Here is a 20,708-nt window from a genome sequence, read left to right on the forward strand (position 1 = left end):
AGACATTGGAGCGTCAACGTGCGATCCCCACATCGCCAACCCGGTACCCGGGGCGTCCGGTCGCTGCTGTCGATCGGCCTCGCCGCGGTGCTCGCCGCCGCGGGTCTGACGACGCTGGCCGGCGGCGCCGGCGCCGAGGAGCCGACGACCAGCACCCCGGCCGCGGAACGTCCGCTGGCCGCCGACTTCCCCACCCCCACCGACGAGGTGGTCGTCAACGAGACCATCCTGGTCGACGAGCCGTTCGACGGCGAGAACGTCCGCTACGTCCCCGGACCCGAGTTGGGCGCCGGCGACCAGAACGAGGACCAGCTGCCGGTCTTCCGCGTCGAGGACGGCGGCTCGCTGTCCAACGTCATCATCGGCTCACCCGGCGTGGACGGCGTGCACTGCTACGACAGTTGCACGCTGACCAACGTCTGGTGGGAGAACATCGGCGAGGACGCCGCCACCTTCCGGGGTGGCGACGGCTCGCAGTTCACGGTCTCCGGCGGCGCGGCCGTGGCCGGCGACGACAAGGTGTTCCAGCACAACGGCGGCGGGACGCTGACGGTGCGGAACTTCGTGGCCGAGGACTTCGCCACCCTCGTCCGCTCGTGCGGCAACTGCTCGACGCAGTACCAGCGTGACATCGTGCTGGACGGCGTCGAGGTGACGGTGCCCGCCGACCGCCTCGTCGGCATCAACGAGAACTACGGGGACACCGCCACCCTGCGGAACGTCACGATCGTCGGGGACTCGGGTCGCGACGTCGTGCCCTGCCAGAAGTACGTCGGCAACGACGACGGCGACGAGCCCGACGAGGCGGGCTCCGACGCGGACGGCACCCACTGCCGCTACTCGGCCTCGGACATCACCTACCGGTGACGTCCCCCCTCGGGGATCACCAGGGGAGTCCCGGCGACGGGACAGGCGATCACGGCGGCTCGCAGGCCGAACACGGCCTCCACGAGCTCAGGCGTGACGATCTCCCCCGGCGACCCGGCGGCGACCACGCGTCCGTCGCGCATGGCGATCAGGTGGTCGGCGTAGCGGCAGGCGAGGTTGAGCTCGTGCAGCACCATGACGACGGTCCTGCCGTCGTTCCGGTTCAGGCCGGCAACGAGTTCCAGGACGTCGACCTGGTGCGCGAGGTCGAGGTAGGTGGTCGGCTCGTCGAGCAGCAGCACGCCGGTGTCCTGGGCCAGCGCCATCGCGATCCACACGCGTTGGCGCTGGCCGCCGGACAGCTCGTCGATGGACCGCTCGGCGAGCTCGGCGGTGCCGGTCGCGGCGAGCGCCGCGTCCACGACGGCCTCGTCCTCCCGCGACCACTGCCGCCACCACCGCTGGTGCGGGGTACGGCCGCGCGCCACCAGGTCCCGCACGGTGATCCCGTCGGGCGCCGCCGGGCTCTGGGGCAACAGCGCGAGCCGCTGGGCGAGTGCACGTGCGGGGAGCCGCGCGATGTCCGCGCCGTCCAGGTGGACGGCGCCCGTTGACGGCCTGAGCAGCCGCGCGAGCGCGCGCAGCGCGGTGGACTTGCCACACGCGTTGGGCCCGACCAGCGCGGTGACGAGCCCTCCGGGAATCTCCAGGTCGAGCCCCTCAGCGACGATCCGCTCCCCGTACCCGAGCCGCAGCCCCTCGCCCCGAAGCGGAGCGCCTACCGGCGCGGGCCCGGCGGGGGCCGCGCCGTTGGCGCCGTTGGCGCCGGGCGAGCCGACCGGTGCCGACGCGCGCGCCGCGCGAACCGAGCCGGCCTCACCGGCCGGTGGCCGGACCACCGGCCCGGCCGAGCCGGGCCCACCGCCGGGCGAACCAACGGCACCCGGCGGCAGGCCGGCCGAAGGGCGGGCCAAACCGGACACAACCTGGCCCCCGCCGGCAGGCGCCGGCGCCGAACCGGGCCCACCGCCAGGCGAGTCGGCCGGGCCCCGCCGGCGGCTGGGCGGCAGGCCGCCAGGCCGGACAGGTGCCGAGCCCGGCCCGGGCTCGGCGCGATCGGCCGGGAGGGCGCCGGTCAGCGCGGGTGACACGGCGGGCTCGGCCGTCGGGCCGGCCGCGCCGGCCTCAGGCTCGCCGCCAGGCGAACCGGTGGCGCCGGACGTGGCCCCGTCCCCGCCGGCAGGCGCCGGCGGCGGGCCGTGGTGGTTGGACTCCGCTTCACCCAACGGTAGTGACACGTCAGCCTCCCCTTCCGGCCCGGTTGGCGCGGGCCAGGAGCAGTAGCAGGTAGGGGGCGCCGACGGCGCCGGTGATGATGCCGACCGGGAGTTCGATCGGGTCGAGGACGAGCCGCGCGGCCAGGTCGGCGAGGACGAGGAGCGCCGCGCCGGTGAGGCCGCTGGTGATCAGCGGGATGCCGGCCGTGCCGGCGAGGCGGCGGGCGATGTGCGGCGCGCCGAGCGCGACGAAGGCCACCGGTCCGGCCGCCGAGGTGGCGAGCGCCGCGAGGCACGTGGCCAGCACCAGCAGCGCGATCCGCGCGCGGGCCAGCGGCATACCGAGGCCGCGCGCCGTGTCGTCGTCGAACTGCAGCAGTTGGTAGGGCCGGATCAGCGCCAGCGTGAGCGGGACGAGCAGCAGCAGCGCGAGCCCGGCCCAGCGGACGTGCTCGTAGCCGCGGCCGTTGAGGCTGCCGGTGAGCCAGACCATGGCGCGGGCGGCCTGGTCGATGTCGGCGCGGGCCAGCATCCAGCGGGTGAGCGCCGCCAGCGCGCCGTTGACCGCGATGCCGACCAGCACGAAGCGGTAGCCGGAGACGGTGCCGCCCCGGTAGGCGAGCAGGTAGATGAGCGTGGCGGCGGCCAGCGCCCCGGCCAGCGCGCCGAACGGGACGGCGCCGAAGCTGGCGGCGCCGGCCGCCGTGACGCCGCCGAACATGATGGTGGCGACGGCGCCGGCCCCCGCGCCCGCCGAAACGCCGATCAGGTCGGGGCTGGCCAGCGGGTTGCGGGTGACGGCCTGGTAGACCGCGCCGGCGAGGCCGAACGCGGTCCCGGCGAGCACCGCGGTCAACGCCCGCGGCAGCCGCAGGTCGTGGACGATCAGCCGCGCGTCGGCAGGACCGCCGCCGAACAGCGCGCCGAGCACGTCGCCGACCGGGATCGCGAAGGTGCCGAAGGAGACGGAGGCGACCAGGCCGGCGAAGCCGGTGGCGGCCAGGAGGCCGACGGTGAGCGCCACCCTCGGCCGCAGGCGGGCGCCGGCGGGGCCAACGCTCAGGCGCAGTTCCCTCGTCGGGCTCATCGGGTGTGCTCCCGCAGCTTGCCGCGCTTGACCAGCAGCGCCAGGAAGGGCGCGCCGACGAGCGCGGTGACCACGCCGGCCTCCAGTTCGGCGGGTCGGGCGACGACGCGCCCGATGACGTCGGCGCCGATCAGCAGCACGCCGCCGCCGAGCGCTGAGCACGGCACGAGCCAGCGGGCGTCGGGCCCGGTGAAGGCGCGCACGACGTGCGGCACGACGAGGCCGACGAAGGTGACGGGTCCACAGGCGGCCACGGCGGCGCCGGTGAGCAGGATCACGACGACGGCTCCCAGCGCCCGCGTGGTCCTGACGCGGGTGCCGAGCGTGGTGGCCAGGTCGTCGCCGAGGGCCAGGGCGTTGAGCCGGCCGCTGAGCGCGACGGCCAGCACCAGGCCGACGACGACGAACACGGCGAGCTGTGGGGCGAGTTCGGGGTCGCGGCCGGCCAACGAGCCGACGGCCCAGGCGCGGTACTGGTCGAGGGTGCGGACGTCGAGCAGCACCAGGGCGTTGGTGAAGGCGTCGAGCAGCACGGTGACCGCCGCGCCGGCCAGCGCGAGCTTGGCGGGGGTGGCGCCGCCGTAGCCGGTGCCGCCGACCGTGTAGGCGACGAGGCCGGCCAGGGCGCCGCCCAGGAAGGCGAACCAGATGTACTGGTAGGAGTGGGTGAGGCCGAGCAGGCCGATGCCGGCGGCGACGGCGAACGAGGCGCCGGCGCTCACCCCGATGAGCCCGGGGTCGCCGAGCGGGTTGCGGGTGATGTCCTGGGCGACGGCGCCCGCCGCGCCCAGCGCGAGCCCGGCGAGCAGCCCGAGCAGGGTACGCGGCACGCGGAGTTCGCGGACCACCACCGCGTCGCCCTCCTCGCTGCCGGTGATGGCGGCCAACACGTCGGAGAGCGGTACCGACTTGGTGCCGATGGCCAACGAGGCGCAGCAGACGACGAGAAGCGCGACGCACAGGACCGGGAGCGCCAGCGCGCGCCGGGCGCGCGGCGGCCCCGGCGGGGCGGGAGGTGGCGGCTTCGCGGCCACGGGGACGGGGACGGGCTTCAGGTGCACCAGGACACGGTAAGGCAGACCTAAGTCACCCCGTCCTCCACCCCATATGGTGTGGGACCGGACCAACGGGTATTCTCACACGGATCCTATGAAGGTTAGGCTTGCCTAACTACACGATGGAGAGTTTCGTGATCAGCACCCTCAACCGGAGCGGCCGCCGGCGCGGCCGGCTCGCGACCCTGCTGCTGTCGCTGGCCATGGCCGGCGCCCTGACCGCCTGCGGCGGGTCCGAGGACGACGGCGCGGCGGACGACCCGGCGGCCTCGGCGGGCGCCTCGGACGCCGCCTACCCCCGCACCATCACTCATGACAAGGGGGAGACGGTCCTCGAGGCCAGGCCGGAGCGGATCGTCGCGCTGGACAACAGCCTGGTCGAGGCCGTGGTCACGCTCGACGGCAACCTGGTCGGCGGCATCTCCTCCTACCGCGACCTCGGCGGCTTCCCCGAGTACCTGGGCGACGCCGTGGCCGAGACCGAGGAGGTCGGCCCGCTGGAGAGCCCGAACCTGGAGCTGATCGCCAGTCTCCAGCCCGACCTGATCATCTCCGCGACCGTCCGCCACGACGACCTCTACGACCAGCTCTCCGCGATCGCGCCCACCGTCTTCGTCGCGACCACGGGCCCAAGCTGGAAGGAGAACATCGAACTGGTCGCCGAGGCGCTGAACGAGGAGGACAGCGCGGCCGAGCAGATCGCCGCGTACGAGAGCCGCGCGGCCGCGATCGGCGCGGCCGTCAACGAGGAGCTCGGCGACCCGACCGTCTCCATCGTCCGCTTCCTCGACGGCCCCACCCGCATCTACCTGCCGAAGACCTTCAGCGGGATCATCCTCTCCGACATGGGTCTCGCGCGGCCCGAGAACCAGCGCGACCCCGAGGAGTTCAACATCGAGATCAGCGAGGAGCAGATCGAACAGGCCAACGCCGACGTCCTCTTCTACACCTCCTACTCGGGCGGCGAGGAGCGGCGGGAGAGATTCCTCGCCAATCCCCTCTGGGAGCGCCTTACCGCCGTCCAGAACGGGCACGCGTACGAGGTCCGGGACGAGATCTGGATGACGTCCGTGTCCCTCCAGGGCGCCAACCAGGTGCTCGACGACATGGCGGAGATCTTCGGCGTGGACGACGCGCGGTAGCAGGCGCGCGCCACGCGGCGCGGGGGCCCGGACCGACCTCGGTCCGGGCCCCTTCGCGTTGCCACGCCGGCCGGACACGCCGGCTGGACACGCCACCGCACGAACACGCCCACTCGCCACCACTCAGGGATGAAACAGATACAAAGGACAAAGACCCTCAATCCCCAAGCCGGCTCAGGTGATACTCAGATGATCGGTCGCATCCCCGTCCTCGACGTCCAGCCCCGCATCGACTGCGGCAGACGCCCCGTCAAGGCCGTGCCGGGCGAGACGTTCCAGGTGACCGCCACCGTCTTCCGGGAGGGCGCCGACGCGGTCGGCGCCAACGTGGTGCTCCGCGACCCCAACGGCCGCGGCGGACCCTGGACTCCGATGCGTGAACTCGCCCCCGGCACCGACCGCTGGGGCGCCGACGTCACCCCGAACAGCGAGGGCCGCTGGACCTACGCCGTGGAGGCGTGGGGCGACCCGGTCACCACCTGGCGCGAGCGCGCCCTGATCAAGATCCCGGCCGGCACCGACACCGAGCTGACCTTCGCCGAGGGCGCGACGCTGCTGCGCCAGGCCGCCGCCCAGATCCCGCGGGCCGCGGGACGGGACGCCGTGCTGGTCGCCGCCGCCGCGCTGGGCGACGCCGACCGCCAGGACGCCGACCGGCTCGCCGCCGCGTGCGCGCCCGAGGTGGTCGAGGCGCTGACCCGGCACCCGCTGCGCGAACTCCTCACCACCTCACGCCCGCTGCCCCTGGTCGTGGAGCGCGAGCGCGCGCTGTTCGGCTCCTGGTACGAGATGTTCCCGCGCTCCGAGGGCGCCGTGCCGCGCCGGAGCGCGCCCCCCGTCTCCGGCACGCTGCGCACCGCGGCCGAGCGGCTGCCCGCGATCGCGCGGATGGGCTTCGACGTCGTCTACCTGCCGCCGGTGCACCCCATCGGCACCTCCTTCCGCAAGGGCCCCGGTGGCTCCCTCACGGCCGGGCCCGACGACGTCGGCTCGCCGTGGGCCATCGGCTCGCCGGCCGGCGGCCACGACTCCATCCACCCGGACCTCGGCACCATCGAGGACTTCGACCACTTCGTCGCCTCGGCCGCCGGGCTCGGCCTCGAGGTGGCGCTCGACTTCGCCCTCCAGTGCAGCCCCGACCACCCCTGGGTCAAGGAGCGCCCCGAGTGGTTCCGCAGACGCGTCGACGGCACCATCGCGCACGCCGAGAACCCGCCGAAGAAGTACCAGGACATCGTGCCGATCTCGTTCGACCAGGACTTCCGCGGCCTGGTCAACGAGACGCTGCGGCTGCTGCGCTTCTGGATGGCGCGCGGGGTGCGGATCTTCCGGGTGGACAACCCGCACACCAAGCCCGTGGTCTTCTGGGAGAAGGTGATCGCCGAGATCAACCGCACCGACCCGGACGTCATCTTCCTCGCCGAGGCGTTCACCAGGCCCGCGATGGTGCACACCCTGGCCCAGATCGGCTTCCAGCAGTCGTACACCTACTTCACCTGGCGCAACACCAAGCAGGAGCTCACCGAGTACCTCACCGAGCTCACCGGCCCCGCGAGCGCCTACATGCGCCCCAACTTCTTCGTCAACACACCGGACATCCTGCACGCCTACCTGCAGCGCGGCGGGCGCGCGGCCTTCGAGACGCGCGCCGTCCTCGCGGCGACGCTCTCCCCGAGTTGGGGCATGTATGCCGGCTACGAGCTGTGCGAGGCTACCCCGGCCGAGCCGGGCAGCGAGGAGTACGCGGACTCCGAGAAGTACCAACTCCGCCCCCGGGAGTGGGACAAAGCGGACGCCGAGGGTCGCTCCCTCACCCCCCTCATCACCACGCTCAACACCCTGCGCCGCCGCCACCCGGCGTTGCGCCGCCTGCGCGACCTGCACTTTCACCGGACCAACAACGAGCACATCCTGGCCTACTCCAAGCGCACCCGGACACCGCACGCCGACTGCGTGCTGATCGTGGTCAACCTCGATCCGCACCACACCCACGAAGCGACGATCTCGTTGGACTTGGCGCAACTCGAAGGGTGCGGTCTCACGCCCGCGCAGGTGGGTGGCGCCGAACCCTTTCCGGTGTGCGACGAGCTCACCGGTGCGACCTACTACTGGGGCAGGGACAACTATGTGCGGCTTGAGCCGGGCCGTGCGGATGCGTACGCCTCGTCCGCCCACATCCTGGCCCTGCGACCGTCCTCACAGACCGGAGGGTCACCCAACCATGAGCGTCAATGAGCCGGTCCTCGACACCTTCGAGGACACGCCAGCCCGCGAGCTGGACCCCGAGTGGTTCAAGCGCGCGGTCTTCTACGAGGTCCTGGTCCGTTCCTTCCAGGACAGCAACGGTGACGGGGTCGGCGATCTGAAGGGGATCACGGCCAGACTCGACTATCTCCAGTGGCTGGGCGTCGACTGCCTGTGGCTGCCGCCCTTCTTCAAGTCGCCGCTGCGCGACGGCGGCTACGACGTCTCGGACTACACCGACGTGCTCCCGGAGTTCGGCGACCTGGCCGACTTCGTCGAGTTCGTGGACGCCGCCCACCAGCGCGGCATGCGGGTCATCATCGACTTCGTCATGAACCACACCAGCGACCAGCACCGCTGGTTCCAGGAGTCCCGCCGTGACCCGGAGGGCCCCTACGGCGACTACTACATGTGGGCCGACGACGACAAGCAGTACGGGGACGCCCGGATCATCTTCGTCGACACCGAGACCTCCAACTGGGCCTTCGACCCCATCCGCAAGCAGTACTACTTCCACCGCTTCTTCTCCCACCAGCCGGACCTCAACTACGAGAACCCGGCCGTCCAGGAGGAGATCCTCTCCGCGCTCCGCTTCTGGCTCGACCTCGGCATCGACGGCTTCCGCCTCGACGCCGTCCCCTACCTGTTCGCGCAGGAGGGCACCAACTGCGAAAACCTTCCTGCCACCCACGCGTTCCTGCGCCGGGTGCGCGAGGAGATCGACACCCACTACCCCGACACCGTGCTGCTGGCCGAGGCCAACCAGTGGCCGGAGGACGTCGTCGACTACTTCGGCGACTACGACAAGGGCGGCGACGAGTGCCACATGGCGTTCCACTTCCCCGTGATGCCGCGCATCTTCATGGCGGTGCGCCGCGAGTCCCGCTACCCGGTCTCCGAGATCCTGGCCAAGACCCCGCAGATCCCCGCCCACTGCCAGTGGGGCATCTTCCTGCGCAACCACGACGAGCTGACCCTGGAGATGGTCACCGACGAGGAGCGCGACTACATGTACTCGGAGTACGCCAAGGACCCGAGGATGCGCGCCAACATCGGCATCCGCCGCCGGCTCGCGCCGCTGCTGGACAACGACCGCAACCAGATCGAGCTGTTCACCGCGCTGCTGCTGTCGCTGCCCGGCTCGCCGATCCTCTACTACGGGGACGAGATCGGCATGGGCGACAACATCTGGCTCGGCGACCGGGACGCGGTGCGCACCCCGATGCAGTGGACGCCGGACCGCAACGCGGGCTTCTCCTCCTGCGACCCGGGCCGACTGTTCCTGCCGACCATCATGGACCCGATCTACGGCTACCAGGTCACCAACGTGGAGGCGGCGATGGCCTCGCCCGCCTCGCTGCTGCACTGGACCCGCCGGATGGTCGAGATCCGCAAGCAGAACCCGGCGTTCGGGCTGGGCTCCTACAGCGAGCTGCCCTCGTCCAACCCCGCCGTGCTGGCGTTCCTCCGCGAGCACGGGGACGACCTGGTGATGTGCGTCCACAACTTCTCCCGCTTCTCCCAACCCACCGAGCTCGACCTGCGTTCCTGGGTCGGCCGCGTCCCGGTGGAACTGATCGGCGGCGTCCGCTTCCCGCCCGTCGGCGAACTGCCCTACCTGCTGACGCTCGCCGGGCACGGCTTCTACTGGTTCCGACTCCGCAGGCCGGAGCGGGGCGCCTCCGCGCCGACCGACGCGTCCTGACCCGACCAACGACCACGGGCCGCAGCCGCAGGGCCGCGGCCCGGGGCCTCCGTGGGCCGCCATCCGGGCGGTTCCGAGCTCACCCGCACGGCCGTTCCTTCACGACACGTCCCGAACCGCCGGACAACCCGGCCCATCTTCCGGGACACTTCGGGACATATTTCTCCCGGGGAAAGGACGCCATGACGGACAGCTCCTCGCCCCGGACGGTGCACGCCCGCCTCCCACAGCTCTCCGCGCCGCACGGCAGCGCCCTGTTGCGCTCCCTGACCGGACCGCTCGCCCGCTGGCTGCCCAGGCAACGCTGGTTCGCCGGCAAGGGCCGGCCGCTCAGCTCCCTCACCCTGGTCTCCGCCACCGAGTTGCTGCCCTGCTCGGGCGTGGGCCAAGGACCCGGGCTGCTGCACCTGCTGGTCCGCGCCCGGCACGGCGGCGCCCGCGACACCACCCCCGACGACTGCTACCAACTGCTGCTCGGCGTCCGCCCGGTGCTGCCGCCCACGCTCTCCCCGGCTTTCGTCGGCCGGCCGAACGAGGGCCCGCTGCGCGGCCGGGTCGTCTACGAGGCGCTGCACGACACCCGGCTCGCCGCCCTGATGCTGGAGCGGCTGCGCGCGCCCGGCCGGCACGGCACCCTCAGCTTCGGCCGTGCCCCCGGCGCCACGATCCCCTCGGGGCTCACCGCCCGGATGCTCACCGGCGAACAGAGCAACTCCTCGGTGGTCTACGGCGAGGCGCACATCCTCAAGCTGTTCCGCCGGGTCAGCCCCGGGGTCAACCCCGACCTCGAACTGCCCCTCGCGCTGGCCGCCGCCGGCTGTGCCCGGGTGCCGGCGCCCGCCGCCTGGTTCGAGGCGTCCTTCCCCGGCGCCGCCCTCCTCGGCCAGCCGACCGAGCCGCTGACCCTCGGCGTGCTCGCCCCCTACCTCGCCGGTTCGGCCGACGGCTGGCAGCTCGCCCTCGCCTCGCTCACCCAGCGCACCGACTTCACCGGCGCCGCACGCGCCCTCGGCCGGGCCACCGCGGAGGTCCACACCGCCCTGGCCGCCGCGCTGCCCACCGCCACCCTCGGCCGCCCAGAGTTGGAGGAGGCCGCGGCTGGCATGGCCGAGCGGCTGGCCGAGGCAGCCGCCGCGGTGCCCGCACTCCGCCCCTACCAGGCCGGTCTTCGCCGCACCTACCAGGCGCTGGTCGACTTCGCGGCGCGCGGCGGCGAGTGCCGGGTGCAGCGGCTCCACGGTGACCTGCACCTGGGCCAGGTGCTGCGCACCGCCGGCGGCGGCTGGTCGCTGATCGACTTCGAGGGCGAGCCGGCCCGCCCGCTCACCGACCGTCGCCGCCCGGGGCCCCCGGTGCGCGACATCGCCGGCATGCTGCGGTCGTTCGACTACGCGGCCTGCCAGCAGGGCACCGGCGGCTCCTGGGCCGAGTCCTGGTCACGCGCCAACCGGGCCGCCTACTGCCGGGGTTACGCGGAGGCGTCGGGGCTCGACCCGATGGACCAGCTCGCGCTGCTGCGCGCCCACGAGACGGAGAAGGCCGTCTACGAGGTGCTGTACGAGGCCAGGCACCGCCCGCACTGGCTGCACGTCCCGATGACGGCCATCCGCCGGCTGGCCGCGACCGCCGACTGACGTCGGCGACCAACGCCACCCACCCGACACCACCCACCGCCACCGACCGAGCCGAGCAGGAGCCCATCCGTCGTGCCCCGCACCACTCCCCTCCTCACCGAGTCGGACCTCCGCCTGATCGCCCGTGGCCGCCACCCCAGGCTGTGGGACGTCCTGGGCGCCCATCCCACGCGCCACCGGGGGGTGCGCGGCAGCCACGTCGCGCTCTGGGCGCCGGGCGCCCGCCGGGTCGGCCTCGCCACCGAACGCGACGACTGGGACGGCACCCGCCACCCGCTGCGCCGCCTCGGGGACTCCGGTGTCTGGGAGGGGTTCGTGCCGGGTCTCGACCCCGGCGCCCGCTACCGGTTCGACATCGTGGGCGCGGACGGCGACCGCTCGCTGCGCGCCGACCCGATGGCCCGCCGCACCGAGCGGCCGCCGGACACCGCCTCCGTCGTGCACGCCTCCAGGTACCGCTGGCGGGACGCGGCCTGGCTGACCGAGCGCCGACGGCGGGACGCGCGCCGCGCCCCGCTCGCCGTCTACGAGCTGCACGCCGCGTCCTGGCGCCCCGGCCTCGGCTACCGCGAGCTGGCCAGCGAACTCCCGCCCTACCTCAACGAGTTGGGCTTCACCCATGTCGAGCTGATGCCCGTAGCCGAGCATCCCTACGGCGGCTCCTGGGGATACCAGGTCACCGGCTACTACGCGCCCACGGCCCGCCTCGGCACGCCGGACGACCTCAAGCACCTGATCGACGCCCTGCACCGGGCCGGCATCGGCGTGATCATGGACTGGGTCCCCGCCCACTTCCCCAAGGACGACTGGGCGCTGGCCCGCCTCGACGGCACCCCCTGCTACGAGCACCCGGACCCGCGCCGCGCCGAACACCCCGACTGGGGCACCCTGGAGTTCGACTACGGCCGCCCCGAGGTGCGCAACTTCCTGATCTCCAACGCCGTCTACTGGTGCGAGGAGTACCACCTGGACGGCCTGCGGGTGGACGCCGTCGCCTCGATGCTCTACCTCGACTACTCGCGCGGCGACGGCCAGTGGACCCCCAACGCGCACGGCGGTCGGGAGAACCTGGAGGCGGTCTCCTTCCTCCGCGAGCTCAACGCGACCGTGCACGCCCGCTGCCCCGGCGTGCTCACCATGGCCGAGGAGTCGACCGCCTGGGAGGGCGTCACCCGGCCGACGGCGGCCGGCGGCCTCGGCTTCGACCTCAAGTGGAACATGGGGTGGATGCACGACTCGCTGCGCTACCTCTCGCGCGACCCGGTGCACCGCCGCTTCCACCACGACGAGATCACCTGCTCGTTCTCCTACGCCTTCAGCGAGAACTACGTCCTGCCCGTCTCGCACGACGAGGTGGTCCACGGCAAGCGCCCGCTGGTCGCCAAGATGCCCGGCGACTGGTGGCGGCGCCGGGCCACCCACCGCGCCTACCTCGCCTTCATGTGGGCCCACCCCGGCAAGCAACTCCTCTTCATGGGGCAGGAGTTCGCCCAGGGCACCGAGTGGTCGGACGTCGCGGGCCCGCAGTGGTGGGTGCTGGACGACGACTGGCCGGCCGCCGAGGACCACCGCGGCGTCCAGCGTCTGGTCGCCGACCTCAACCACCACTACCTGGCCACCCCGGCCCTCTGGGAGCTCGACCACGACCCCGGGGGCCTCGGCTGGCTGACCGCCGACCGCGCCGACGACAACGTGCTGGCCTTCCTCCGCCACCCGGCCGCCGGCCCGCCGCTGCTCGCGATCAGCAACTTCTGCCCCGTCGTCCGCGAGGACTACCCGGTCCCCGCCCCGCCGGACATCCCCGCCTGGACCGAACTCCTCACCACCGACGCGGAGCGCTACGGCGGCACCGGCCTCACCCACTCCGAGCCGATCAAGCACCACGACGACGGCATCACGCTGACGCTCCCGCCGCTGGCCACCCTGTGGCTACGGCCGGCCTAGTGCCGTGTCAGGACTCCGCGGGTGATCTCGTGGGGCCGGGGTCATGGGCTCAGGTGTGCGTGCCCGTCCACGTGTAGTAGGCGGCGGGGACGTCGCTGTCCGACGGCCTCTGGTTGTAGACGGCGTTGCTGTCCGAAGGGCTGGTCCGCAGCTGGCCCCCCTCGTGTGCCCACGCGCGGATGCGGCCGGACTGGAGAGACCAGTACTGGCCGGCGTGGTTGACGTCGCAGGCGGTGGTCCAGACGGCGTTCCGGTCCGACTTGGCGTCGGTCCGCAGGCACTGGCCGGTCTCCCGGTTCTGCAGGATCGCGTATTCGGAGCCGCCCCAGAAGTCCCACTGCTGGGTTCTACCACCGGTGCAGGCGGCGACCCAGACGGTCCCCTGGGAGGAGGCCGTCAGGCACTTGCCGTTCCCATGGTTCTTGAAGGTCCAGTAAACGTTCGCAGCCGACGCCGAGGTCAGGGAGCCGGAGGCCGTGAACAGCATGGCGACGCACGCGGCGACGAACACCGAACGCTTGCGCCAGTTAACGATTCTCATGCCCCGGCACGGTGCCGCCAGCGCGGGAACGCCCGCGAACGCGATCATGTACGACGGGCGTCTCTATCGTGAAGTCCAGCCGAACTCCACGTTCTCTGCGCCCACTTGTCCAGGAAAACGACACGGACGGCGAGCGGCCCCCGCGGTTACGGCGTGCCGTACCAGCGGCGGGCCGCCGCGCGGAGCGATTCCAGTTCGTCCGCCGCCGGCTGCCGCGAGCCCGTCGCCCAGGCCACGTGGCAGTCCGGGCGGAGCAGCAGGGCCGTGACCTCCGGGGTGGGCGTCCCGGGCAGCGCGGTGACGATGTCCAGCTGCTCCTCGCGACCCTCCAAGGCCCGGGCGGCCGATCCTTCGTCTGTGAGGTCGAGCAGCAACGGGCGTGCGGCGCGGGTGAGTTCGGCGAGGCGGACGGTGCCGCTCGCCGTGTCGATCGCCAGCTCGGGGGCGAACCAGCCAACGGCCGGGTGGGGTTCCTCGACGCCCATGTCGTAGCGCACGTCGGCGCCGGCGACGAGGGCGGCCAGGTGCTGGACGACGTCCCGTTGGCCCAGCAGCTCGGTGAAGAGCCGGCGCAGCGCGGTGACGTCGCCGCCGGGGGCGGACAGCGCGGACTGCGCCTGCGCGTTCATGACCATGCGGTCGGCGGCCTGCCGGCGCTCGGCCTGGTAGGTGTCGAGCAGCCCGGCCGGGGCGCCGCCGCGCAGTTCGGCGGCGAGCTTCCAGCCGAGGTTGACCGCGTCCTGCAGGCCGAGGTTGAGGCCGGGGCCGCCGCCTTCGGCGTAGACGTGGGCGGCGTCGCCGACGAGGAACACCCTGCCGTCCCTGAAGCGCTCGGCGACCCGGGTGTTGCCGCCGGTCAGCCGGCGCAGCACGGGGTGCTCCTCGCCGACGGGCGGGTCGAGCGGCAGGTCGGCACCGAGCACGCGGCGGACGCTGGCCTGGAGTTCGTCGAGGCTCATGGGTTCCTCGCTCTCCGTCTGGTCCCACTCGGTGGTGCTGATCAGCGGCGGGTGGCCGGGGAACGGCGCGTAGGAGAAGCCGCCGTGCTCGGTGCGCAGCGGCAGGAAGGGCCGGATGGTGCCGTGGCCCGGCACGGTCAGGGCGCCCGTCGCGGGGTCCACCCACTCCGCCGGGACCGTGGCGTGCGCCGTGCGGGAGGTCCTTCGGTCGTAACTGACGCCGGGGAAGCCGATGCCGGACAGCTTGCGGGTGACGCTGTGCGCGCCGTCGGCGCCGACGAGGTAGCGCGCCCGTAGCCGGTAGTCCCCTTCGGGGCCCATGACGTCGGCGGTGACGGCATCGTCGTCCTGGGCCAGTCCGACGAGTTGGTGTCCCCGGCGTATCTCCACGCCCAGTTCGGCGGCGCGTGCTTCGAGGACCCGCACGATCTCCCGCTGCGGCACGGGCAGGCCGAAGATCGGGCTGGCGGGCAGCAGGCCCAGGTCCAGGCCCATCGCGGCGAACATGAAGTAGTGGGTGTTGGGCTGGGGCGGGTTCTGGCCGCCGCCGAGCCGCTCGTGCAGCCCGCGGTGGTCGACCAGGCGCACCACCTGCCCGAGCAGGCCGTTGGCCTTCGGTTCCTCGCTGGGCTCCGGCAGCCGCTCCAACACGACGGGGCGGCTGCCGGCCAGGCTGAGTTCGCAGGCGAGCATCAGCCCGTTGGGGCCACCGCCGGCTATGACGACATCGACGATCACGAGTACGCGCCTCTCTGAGGGATGGGTTCGAAGAGAAAAGGGCAGGGCGGATCGCCCGGGGAACAACCGGGTGGGATCGATCAATGTGCCGGTACGCGCCTACGACGGTGCGCGGAGGCCCACGGCCAGCCGCTCCAGCATCTCGGCCAGGACCGGGCCGACGGCGGTCGGCGGCTCGGCCGTCAGGCTGTGCTCGACGGCGACCGAGCTGGCGGCGCCGACGACGGCGGCCACCAGCTTGGGATAGACGTCGTGCGCCGCGTCGGAACCGATGCGCTCGGCGACGGCCTGGGCCAACTCGCCCTGCGCCGCCGCGTCGGCCTTGACGATCTCGCCCTGCAAGGCCGGTTCGGCGAGCATCAGCCGGACCCCGTCACGCCAGCGGCGCTCCCGCGGCGACTCGGCGCCCGCCGGCTCGGCCGGCCCGCCGAACTCGGCGAGCACGACGCCAGTGATCGCGTCCCACAGCGGCTCGGCCGCCGGTCGGGCACGGAGTTCGTCCGCGATCCGCAGCATGCGCTCCACGTGGCTGGCGGCGATGGCCTCGGCCTTGCCGGAGAAGTAGTTGCGGAAGGTGCGGACCGAGACGTTCGCGGCGGCGGCGATGTCCTCCACCGTCACGTTCCCCCAGCCGCGCTCGACACACAGCCGGATGGTGGCGCGGCTCAGCGCGACCCGGGTCTCCCGCTTCTTGCGCTCCCGCAGACCGAGGGGAGCGTCGGCGTCCGGTGTCATGCCGACCACCCTACAGAAAACTTGCTGCAACGGAAAAGTTTCCGATGCGGCAAATTTCTAGAGGGCCTCGCTCGTGCCGCCGGCCGCCCTCCGACCGAGGCCCGCCTGCTGGTCACGGTGAAGCCCTTACCTGACCGGCGGCGTCGGCTCCCCCGCCAACGCCGTCGCCCTGCGGTGACCGGCGGTGGGGCCCACGGTGCGGACCCCACCGCCGCGAAGGCCGTCAGGCCGCTTCGCGGTAGTACGGGTCGAGCACCTGGCCCGCCCGCTTCTCCTCGTCGTAGGTGTAGACCTCGCGGCCCTCGATGAAGACCCGCAGGGCGCGGCTCATCACGTCGAGCGGGTCGCCCGACCAGATCACCACGTCGCCGTCGAGGCCGGGCTTCAGCGAGCCGACGCGGTCGTCGAGGCCCATGATCTCGGCGGGGTTGGCCGTGATGGCGCGGATGCCCTCGGCCGGGTCGAGGCCCTCCTTGACGCTCAACGTCACCTGGTGCACCAGGAAGTTGATCGGCACCACCGGGTGGTCGGTGGTGATCGCCACCTTGACCCCGGCGCGGGCGAGGATGCCCGGGTTGGCCAGGGTGCGCTGGCGCAGCTCGACCTTGCTGCGGGTGGTGAACAGCGGGCCGCTGATCACCGGCACCCCGCGGCGGGCGATCTCGTCCGCGAGCAGGTGGGCCTCGGTGGCGTGGTTGATGACCACCCGGTAGCCGAACTCGTCGGCGAGCCGCAGCGCGGTGGCGATGTCGTCGGCCCGGTGGGTGTGCTGGCACCAGGGCAGCTCGCCGTCGAGCACCTTGACCAGCACCTCGAGACTGGGGTCGCGCTCGAACGGCTTCCCCTCCTCCGCGGCGTGGTCCCGCTTGGCCTGGTAGTCCTGCGCCTTGGTGAAGGCGTCCCGGATCACGGCGGCCACGCCCTGTCGGGTGGAGGGCAGTTGCTTCTTCTCGCCGTACACCCGCTTGGGGTTCTCGCCCAGCGCGCTCTTGACGCTCACCGGCTGCCTGACCAGCATCTCGTCGACGCTGCGGCCCCAGCACTTCACGGCGACCGTCTGGCCGCCTATCGGATTGCCGGAACCCGGCTTGATCACGGCGCTGGTGACGCCGCCGGCGAGGGCGTCCCCGAAGCCGGTGTCCGCCGGGTTGATCGCGTCCAGCGCCCGCATCCTGGCGCCGTTGGGGTCGGTCATCTCGTTGGTGTCCTGGCCGGCCCAGCCCTCGGCCTCCTCGTGCACGCCGATGTGCCCGTGCGCCTCGACGAACCCGGGCAGCACCCACTTCCCGGCCGCGTCGACCGTGCGCACCCCCTCCGGCACGCTGACCTCCGCGTCGGGCCCGACGGCGGCGATCTTCCCTCCGATGACGAGCACGGTCCCACCCTCGATGGACTCCCCGTCCACGGGCACGACATGACCCGATCTGATCGCTATATCCATGGCCCATGAACCTATCTCAACGTCGAATCATCCCGCGTTCACCCCTCCTGACCTGGCAGAATCGATTCTGGTGACCGTTGTCCGACTCCAAGATCAGAGGTGAGGTCCATGCCCCGCGAGGGAGACAGGAGCACCGACATGACCATCGCCCCTGAACGCCCCGTCACGCCCTTCGAGCCGCCTGCCGCCCTGGAAGTGACACCCAATCTGCTGGATCTCGCCGAGACGGTGCATCGGAACATGCCCGGCTTCCGCCCGGAGATCATCGGAGGAGCACTCACCGTGAGCCCACCAGCAGACGGCCAACACGCCAGGTCCCTCACCGGCCTGACCCTGGCCCTGGCCGCGTTGCACGGGAAGGAGACCCTGGTCGTCCAAGGCGTGGGGCTATGGCTTCCCACCGGCACGTTCGACCACGTGGTACCCGATCTCGCCGTCGTGGACGGCGACTTCGAGGACCACCAGATGCCGTACAACTGCTACGCGCCGTCCGCCTTCCGCCTGGTCGTCGAGATCACCTCGACGAATCGTGCCAACGACGTGATGATGAAGCCTCGCGTCTACGCCCAGGCGGAGGTCCCGGTCTACCTCATCGGCGACCGGCAGAACCGCGAGGCGGTGCTGCTCACCGACCCCCTGGAGGGCGAGTACCGGTCGCGGTCGGTCTACCGCCCCGGGGAGTCGTTCACCCTGCCCGAGTCGATCGGCGCCGCGGTGGAGCTCGATGTCGACACCCTGCTGGGCCGCGCGTAGCGGCTCGCGGCCGACTGACGTCGGCTAGCCGACCGCCGGCGGGAGGCTGATGAGGACGCGGCCCGAGTCGAGGTCTATGGGCCCGCGGCCGGGGTCGGCGGTGCCCTCCTCCACCTTGCTCAGCTCGAGCCGCTTGCGCTCCGCGTGGGTGTGGCGGCTGCCCGGCAGGAACAACTCCTCGGTGACGTTCAGGACGTAGTACACGCTGCCTCCCCTCGCCGGCAGCCTAGCCCCCGAGGCGGCGCCGGTCACGGCGCGCGGGGGCCGGGGGCGGCTCGGCGAGGCCGGTGGCCTGGCGGGTGGGCGGGTCGAGCGGCTGGCCGTGGCGGATGGCGTTCCCCGCGTGGACGCCGTAACCGACCTCGCGCACGAACCGGGCCAGCGGTCGCAGCATCCGCTCCATGATTGCCTCCGACTATACTGATCTGTGAAGTTCCGTAGTCGAGACTAGGTATACAGACCTGTGAAGTCAAGGGGGAAACCGATGGCTCAGGCGACGGACGGCGCCACGCGCGCCGACCAGTTGACTCCGGGCGCCCGGCGCATCCTGGCCGTCGCGTCCGAGCTGTTCTACCGGCGCGGGATCCACGCGGTCGGGGTCGACACCATCGCGGCCGAGTCGGGCGTCACCAAGCGCACCCTCTACGACCGCTTCGGCTCCAAGGAGGGCCTGCTGGTCGCCTATCTGGAGACCCGCGACCAGCGCTGGCGCGACCTGATCACCGACCGCCTCGACGCGGCGGAGGGCGACCCGGTGCGCCGGGCACTCGTGCCGTTCGAGGTGCTGCCGGAGTGGCTCGGCGACTCCGACCGCGGCTGCAGCTTCATCAACGCCTTCGCCGAGCTGCCGGAGCCTGAGCACCCGGGCCGGCAGGTGATCGTCGCCGAGAAGAAGTGGCTGCGCGATCTCTTCCACCGCGAGCTCACCGCGGCCGGGGCCGCCGCCCCCGACCGGCTCGCCGTGCAGCTGCTCAGCCTGCACGAGGGCTCGATCGTCAGCTTCGCCATCGCCGGCGAGGCCGACGCGGCGGCCACGGCCTTCGAGGCCGCCGAGGCGCTGCTCGCCGCCGCGCTCCCCCAATGAGCGTTGGCCAAGGTTACGTCCCGGCTGCCGCCGGCCCCGCCGCGAGGAGGCCCACGAGCGGGGGGAGCGGAGGCGCCGGAGAGCCCGGGGCCGCCGTTCGTCGAACACGTCTGGTTGAACGACGCCGGCTGACACCTCGGGCTCCTGCGGTCGGCCGAGCCGCAGCGCGCTCCGGCCGGAGGCCGGGGACCACTCCGTGCCGACCTGGTCGCGGCCGTTCGTCCGCGCCTCACCGAGCCGGCCTGGTCGCGGACGAACGGCGAAGGCGGGCGACGCACGCGCCTGAGCTGTCGGCGGCTAGCCGACCGGCTCGGCCGCCCGCAGGGCCCGCGTCGCGGTGAGCGCCGCACCCGCCAGGGCCAGGGCCAGCAGCGCGGCGCTCACCCAGGGAGCGGACCGGTAGCCGTGGCCGGCGTCGATGGCGAGGCCGCCGGCCCAGGGGCCAAGCGCCGCGCCCACGTTGAGCGCCGCCGTGGCGAAGCCGCCGCCGAGGCGGGGCGCCTCGGTCGCCGCGTAGAGGGCGCGCGCGATCAGCGTGGAGCCCACGGCGAACGACAGCGTGCCCTGCACCAGGGCCAGCGGCACGACGGCCAGCGGCGTGCCGGCGGCCAGCGCCAGCGCCGTCCAGCCGGCGAGCAGCGCGAGGCCGCCGCCGACCAGCAGCGGCGTCGGCCGCGCGTCGGCGACCCGGCCGCTGAGCGTCACGCCGAGGAACGAGCCGACGCCGAACAGCGCGAGCAGCGCCGGCACCCAGCCGTCGCCGAGCCCCGTGACCTCGGTGGCCAGCGGCGCGAGATAGGTGAAGGTGCAGAAGGTCGCGCCGTTGACCAGCGCACCGAGCACCAGCAGGAGCAGCAGGCGCGGCCGACGCAGCGCGCGCAGCTCGCCGCGCGCGCCCCCGGCCCCCGCCGGGTCGGCCGCGCCGCCCGGCACGGACCGCACGATGGCCACCACCGCCGGCACCGAGATCAGCGCCACGGCCCAGAACGCCGCGCGCCAGCCCCAGAGTTGGCCGAGCAGCGCGCCGCCAGGCACCCCGGCGACGCAGGCCAGGGTGACGCCGCCGAGCAGAACCGAGGTGGCGCGGCCCTTGGCGTCGGCCGCCACCAGCGCGGTGGCGGCGGCCAGGGCCACGGCCAGGAAGCCGGCGTTGGCGAGGGCGGCCACCACGCGGGTGGCGAGCAGCACCGGATAGCTGGTGGTCACGGCGCCCACGACGTGCACCAGCAGGAAGACGACCAGGAAGGCCAGCAGCGCGAGCCGGCGCGGCCAGCGCATCGCGAGGACCGCCATCAACGGCGCGCCCACGATCATCCCGACCGCGAAGGCCGAGGTCAGCGCACCGGCGGCGCCGACCGAGACCCCGAGGTCGGCGGCGATGTCCGGCACCAGGCCGGCCAACATGAACTCGGAGGTGCCCTGGGCGAAGATCGCCAGGGCGAGTACGTACAGCACGAAAGGCACAGCGGAACCCCACAGCCACGGACAAGGAGCGGATGACG

Annotated in this window: 18 protein-coding genes; 8 read left to right on the forward strand and 10 right to left on the reverse strand. The window is 72.8% G+C overall.

The window, feature by feature from the left end; genetic code table 11:
- Positions 1-18 precede the first annotated feature (18 nt).
- Positions 19-867: a pectate lyase gene (locus E1265_RS02845; RefSeq protein ID WP_243740495.1), complete on the forward strand. Its 849-nt coding sequence runs from the start codon at positions 19-21 to the stop codon at positions 865-867.
- Here the strand turns inward: E1265_RS02845 and E1265_RS02850 are convergent.
- From E1265_RS02850 to E1265_RS02860, 3 genes are all read right to left on the reverse strand, one after another.
- Positions 858-1,622 (reverse strand): ABC transporter ATP-binding protein, encoded by a 765-nt coding sequence (locus tag E1265_RS02850; protein ID WP_207930933.1) that lies wholly within the window; start codon positions 1,620-1,622, stop codon positions 858-860. The two genes, E1265_RS02845 and E1265_RS02850, sit on opposite strands and share 10 nt — an antisense overlap.
- A gap of 544 nt (positions 1,623-2,166) precedes the next feature.
- Positions 2,167-3,231, reverse strand: a complete 1,065-nt coding sequence (locus tag E1265_RS02855; protein ID WP_132928591.1) for an iron chelate uptake ABC transporter family permease subunit — start codon at positions 3,229-3,231, stop codon at positions 2,167-2,169.
- Positions 3,228-4,292, reverse strand: coding sequence for an iron ABC transporter permease (locus E1265_RS02860; protein WP_347877144.1), 1,065 nt, complete (start codon positions 4,290-4,292; stop codon positions 3,228-3,230). Before E1265_RS02860 ends, E1265_RS02855 begins: the two co-directional genes overlap by 4 nt.
- 128 nt (positions 4,293-4,420) lie before the next feature.
- Between E1265_RS02860 and E1265_RS02865 the strand changes: the two genes are divergently transcribed.
- The 5 genes from E1265_RS02865 (at position 4,421) to glgB (ending at position 12,955) form a co-directional block, all read left to right on the forward strand.
- Complete coding sequence (locus E1265_RS02865) at positions 4,421-5,428, forward strand: iron-siderophore ABC transporter substrate-binding protein (RefSeq protein ID WP_243740496.1); 1,008 nt, start codon at positions 4,421-4,423, stop codon at positions 5,426-5,428.
- 189 nt (positions 5,429-5,617) lie between these two features.
- Entirely contained in the window at positions 5,618-7,663 is a 2,046-nt protein-coding gene (locus E1265_RS02870) for an alpha-1,4-glucan--maltose-1-phosphate maltosyltransferase (RefSeq protein WP_132928592.1), read from the forward strand.
- Complete coding sequence (treS, locus tag E1265_RS02875) at positions 7,650-9,377, forward strand: maltose alpha-D-glucosyltransferase (protein WP_132928593.1); 1,728 nt, start codon at positions 7,650-7,652, stop codon at positions 9,375-9,377. Before E1265_RS02870 ends, treS begins: the two co-directional genes overlap by 14 nt.
- A gap of 182 nt (positions 9,378-9,559) precedes the next feature.
- Entirely contained in the window at positions 9,560-11,011 is a 1,452-nt protein-coding gene (locus E1265_RS02880; RefSeq protein ID WP_132928594.1) for a phosphotransferase, read from the forward strand.
- A 72-nt stretch (positions 11,012-11,083) separates the two neighbouring features.
- Positions 11,084-12,955 (forward strand): 1,4-alpha-glucan branching protein GlgB, encoded by a 1,872-nt coding sequence (glgB, locus tag E1265_RS02885; RefSeq protein WP_132928595.1) that lies wholly within the window; start codon positions 11,084-11,086, stop codon positions 12,953-12,955.
- Between the two features lie 49 nt (positions 12,956-13,004).
- Here glgB and E1265_RS02890 read toward each other — a convergent pair whose 3' ends face one another.
- The 4 genes from E1265_RS02890 to E1265_RS02905 form a co-directional block, all read right to left on the reverse strand.
- The gene (locus E1265_RS02890) at positions 13,005-13,496 is read right to left on the reverse strand and encodes a ricin-type beta-trefoil lectin domain protein (protein ID WP_165953626.1); all 492 of its coding nucleotides are present in this window, start codon (positions 13,494-13,496) and stop codon (positions 13,005-13,007) included.
- A 146-nt stretch (positions 13,497-13,642) separates the two neighbouring features.
- Entirely contained in the window at positions 13,643-15,193 is a 1,551-nt protein-coding gene (locus E1265_RS02895) for an FAD-dependent monooxygenase (protein WP_132928597.1), read from the reverse strand.
- 99 nt (positions 15,194-15,292) lie between these two features.
- Positions 15,293-15,928, reverse strand: a complete 636-nt coding sequence (locus tag E1265_RS02900) for a TetR family transcriptional regulator (RefSeq protein WP_132928598.1) — start codon at positions 15,926-15,928, stop codon at positions 15,293-15,295.
- 223 nt (positions 15,929-16,151) lie between these two features.
- Positions 16,152-17,369, reverse strand: coding sequence for an amidohydrolase (locus tag E1265_RS02905; protein ID WP_132928599.1), 1,218 nt, complete (start codon positions 17,367-17,369; stop codon positions 16,152-16,154).
- A 138-nt stretch (positions 17,370-17,507) separates the two neighbouring features.
- Here E1265_RS02905 and E1265_RS02910 point away from each other — a divergent pair, with 138 nt between their 5' ends.
- A complete protein-coding gene (locus tag E1265_RS02910) occupies positions 17,508-18,122 on the forward strand; it encodes a Uma2 family endonuclease (RefSeq protein WP_132928600.1) in 615 nt (204 codons plus the stop codon).
- 24 nt (positions 18,123-18,146) lie between these two features.
- On the opposite strand, the gene E1265_RS02915 is transcribed toward E1265_RS02910, so the two are convergent.
- A complete protein-coding gene (locus tag E1265_RS02915; RefSeq protein WP_132928601.1) occupies positions 18,147-18,326 on the reverse strand; it encodes a DUF6191 domain-containing protein in 180 nt (59 codons plus the stop codon).
- A 22-nt stretch (positions 18,327-18,348) separates the two neighbouring features.
- Complete coding sequence (locus tag E1265_RS36770; RefSeq protein ID WP_165953627.1) at positions 18,349-18,516, reverse strand: hypothetical protein; 168 nt, start codon at positions 18,514-18,516, stop codon at positions 18,349-18,351.
- Positions 18,517-18,606: 90 nt separating this feature from the next.
- On the opposite strand from E1265_RS36770, the gene E1265_RS02920 reads away from it, so the two are divergent.
- Entirely contained in the window at positions 18,607-19,206 is a 600-nt protein-coding gene (locus E1265_RS02920; RefSeq protein ID WP_132928602.1) for a TetR/AcrR family transcriptional regulator, read from the forward strand.
- A gap of 297 nt (positions 19,207-19,503) precedes the next feature.
- Here E1265_RS02920 and E1265_RS02925 read toward each other — a convergent pair whose 3' ends face one another.
- The gene (locus E1265_RS02925) at positions 19,504-20,670 is read right to left on the reverse strand and encodes a Cmx/CmrA family chloramphenicol efflux MFS transporter (protein ID WP_132928603.1); all 1,167 of its coding nucleotides are present in this window, start codon (positions 20,668-20,670) and stop codon (positions 19,504-19,506) included.
- Positions 20,671-20,708: the final 38 nt, after the last annotated feature.

Source organism: Streptomyces sp. 8K308 (assembly GCF_004348315.1).
Classification (GTDB): domain Bacteria; phylum Actinomycetota; class Actinomycetes; order Streptomycetales; family Streptomycetaceae; genus Streptomyces.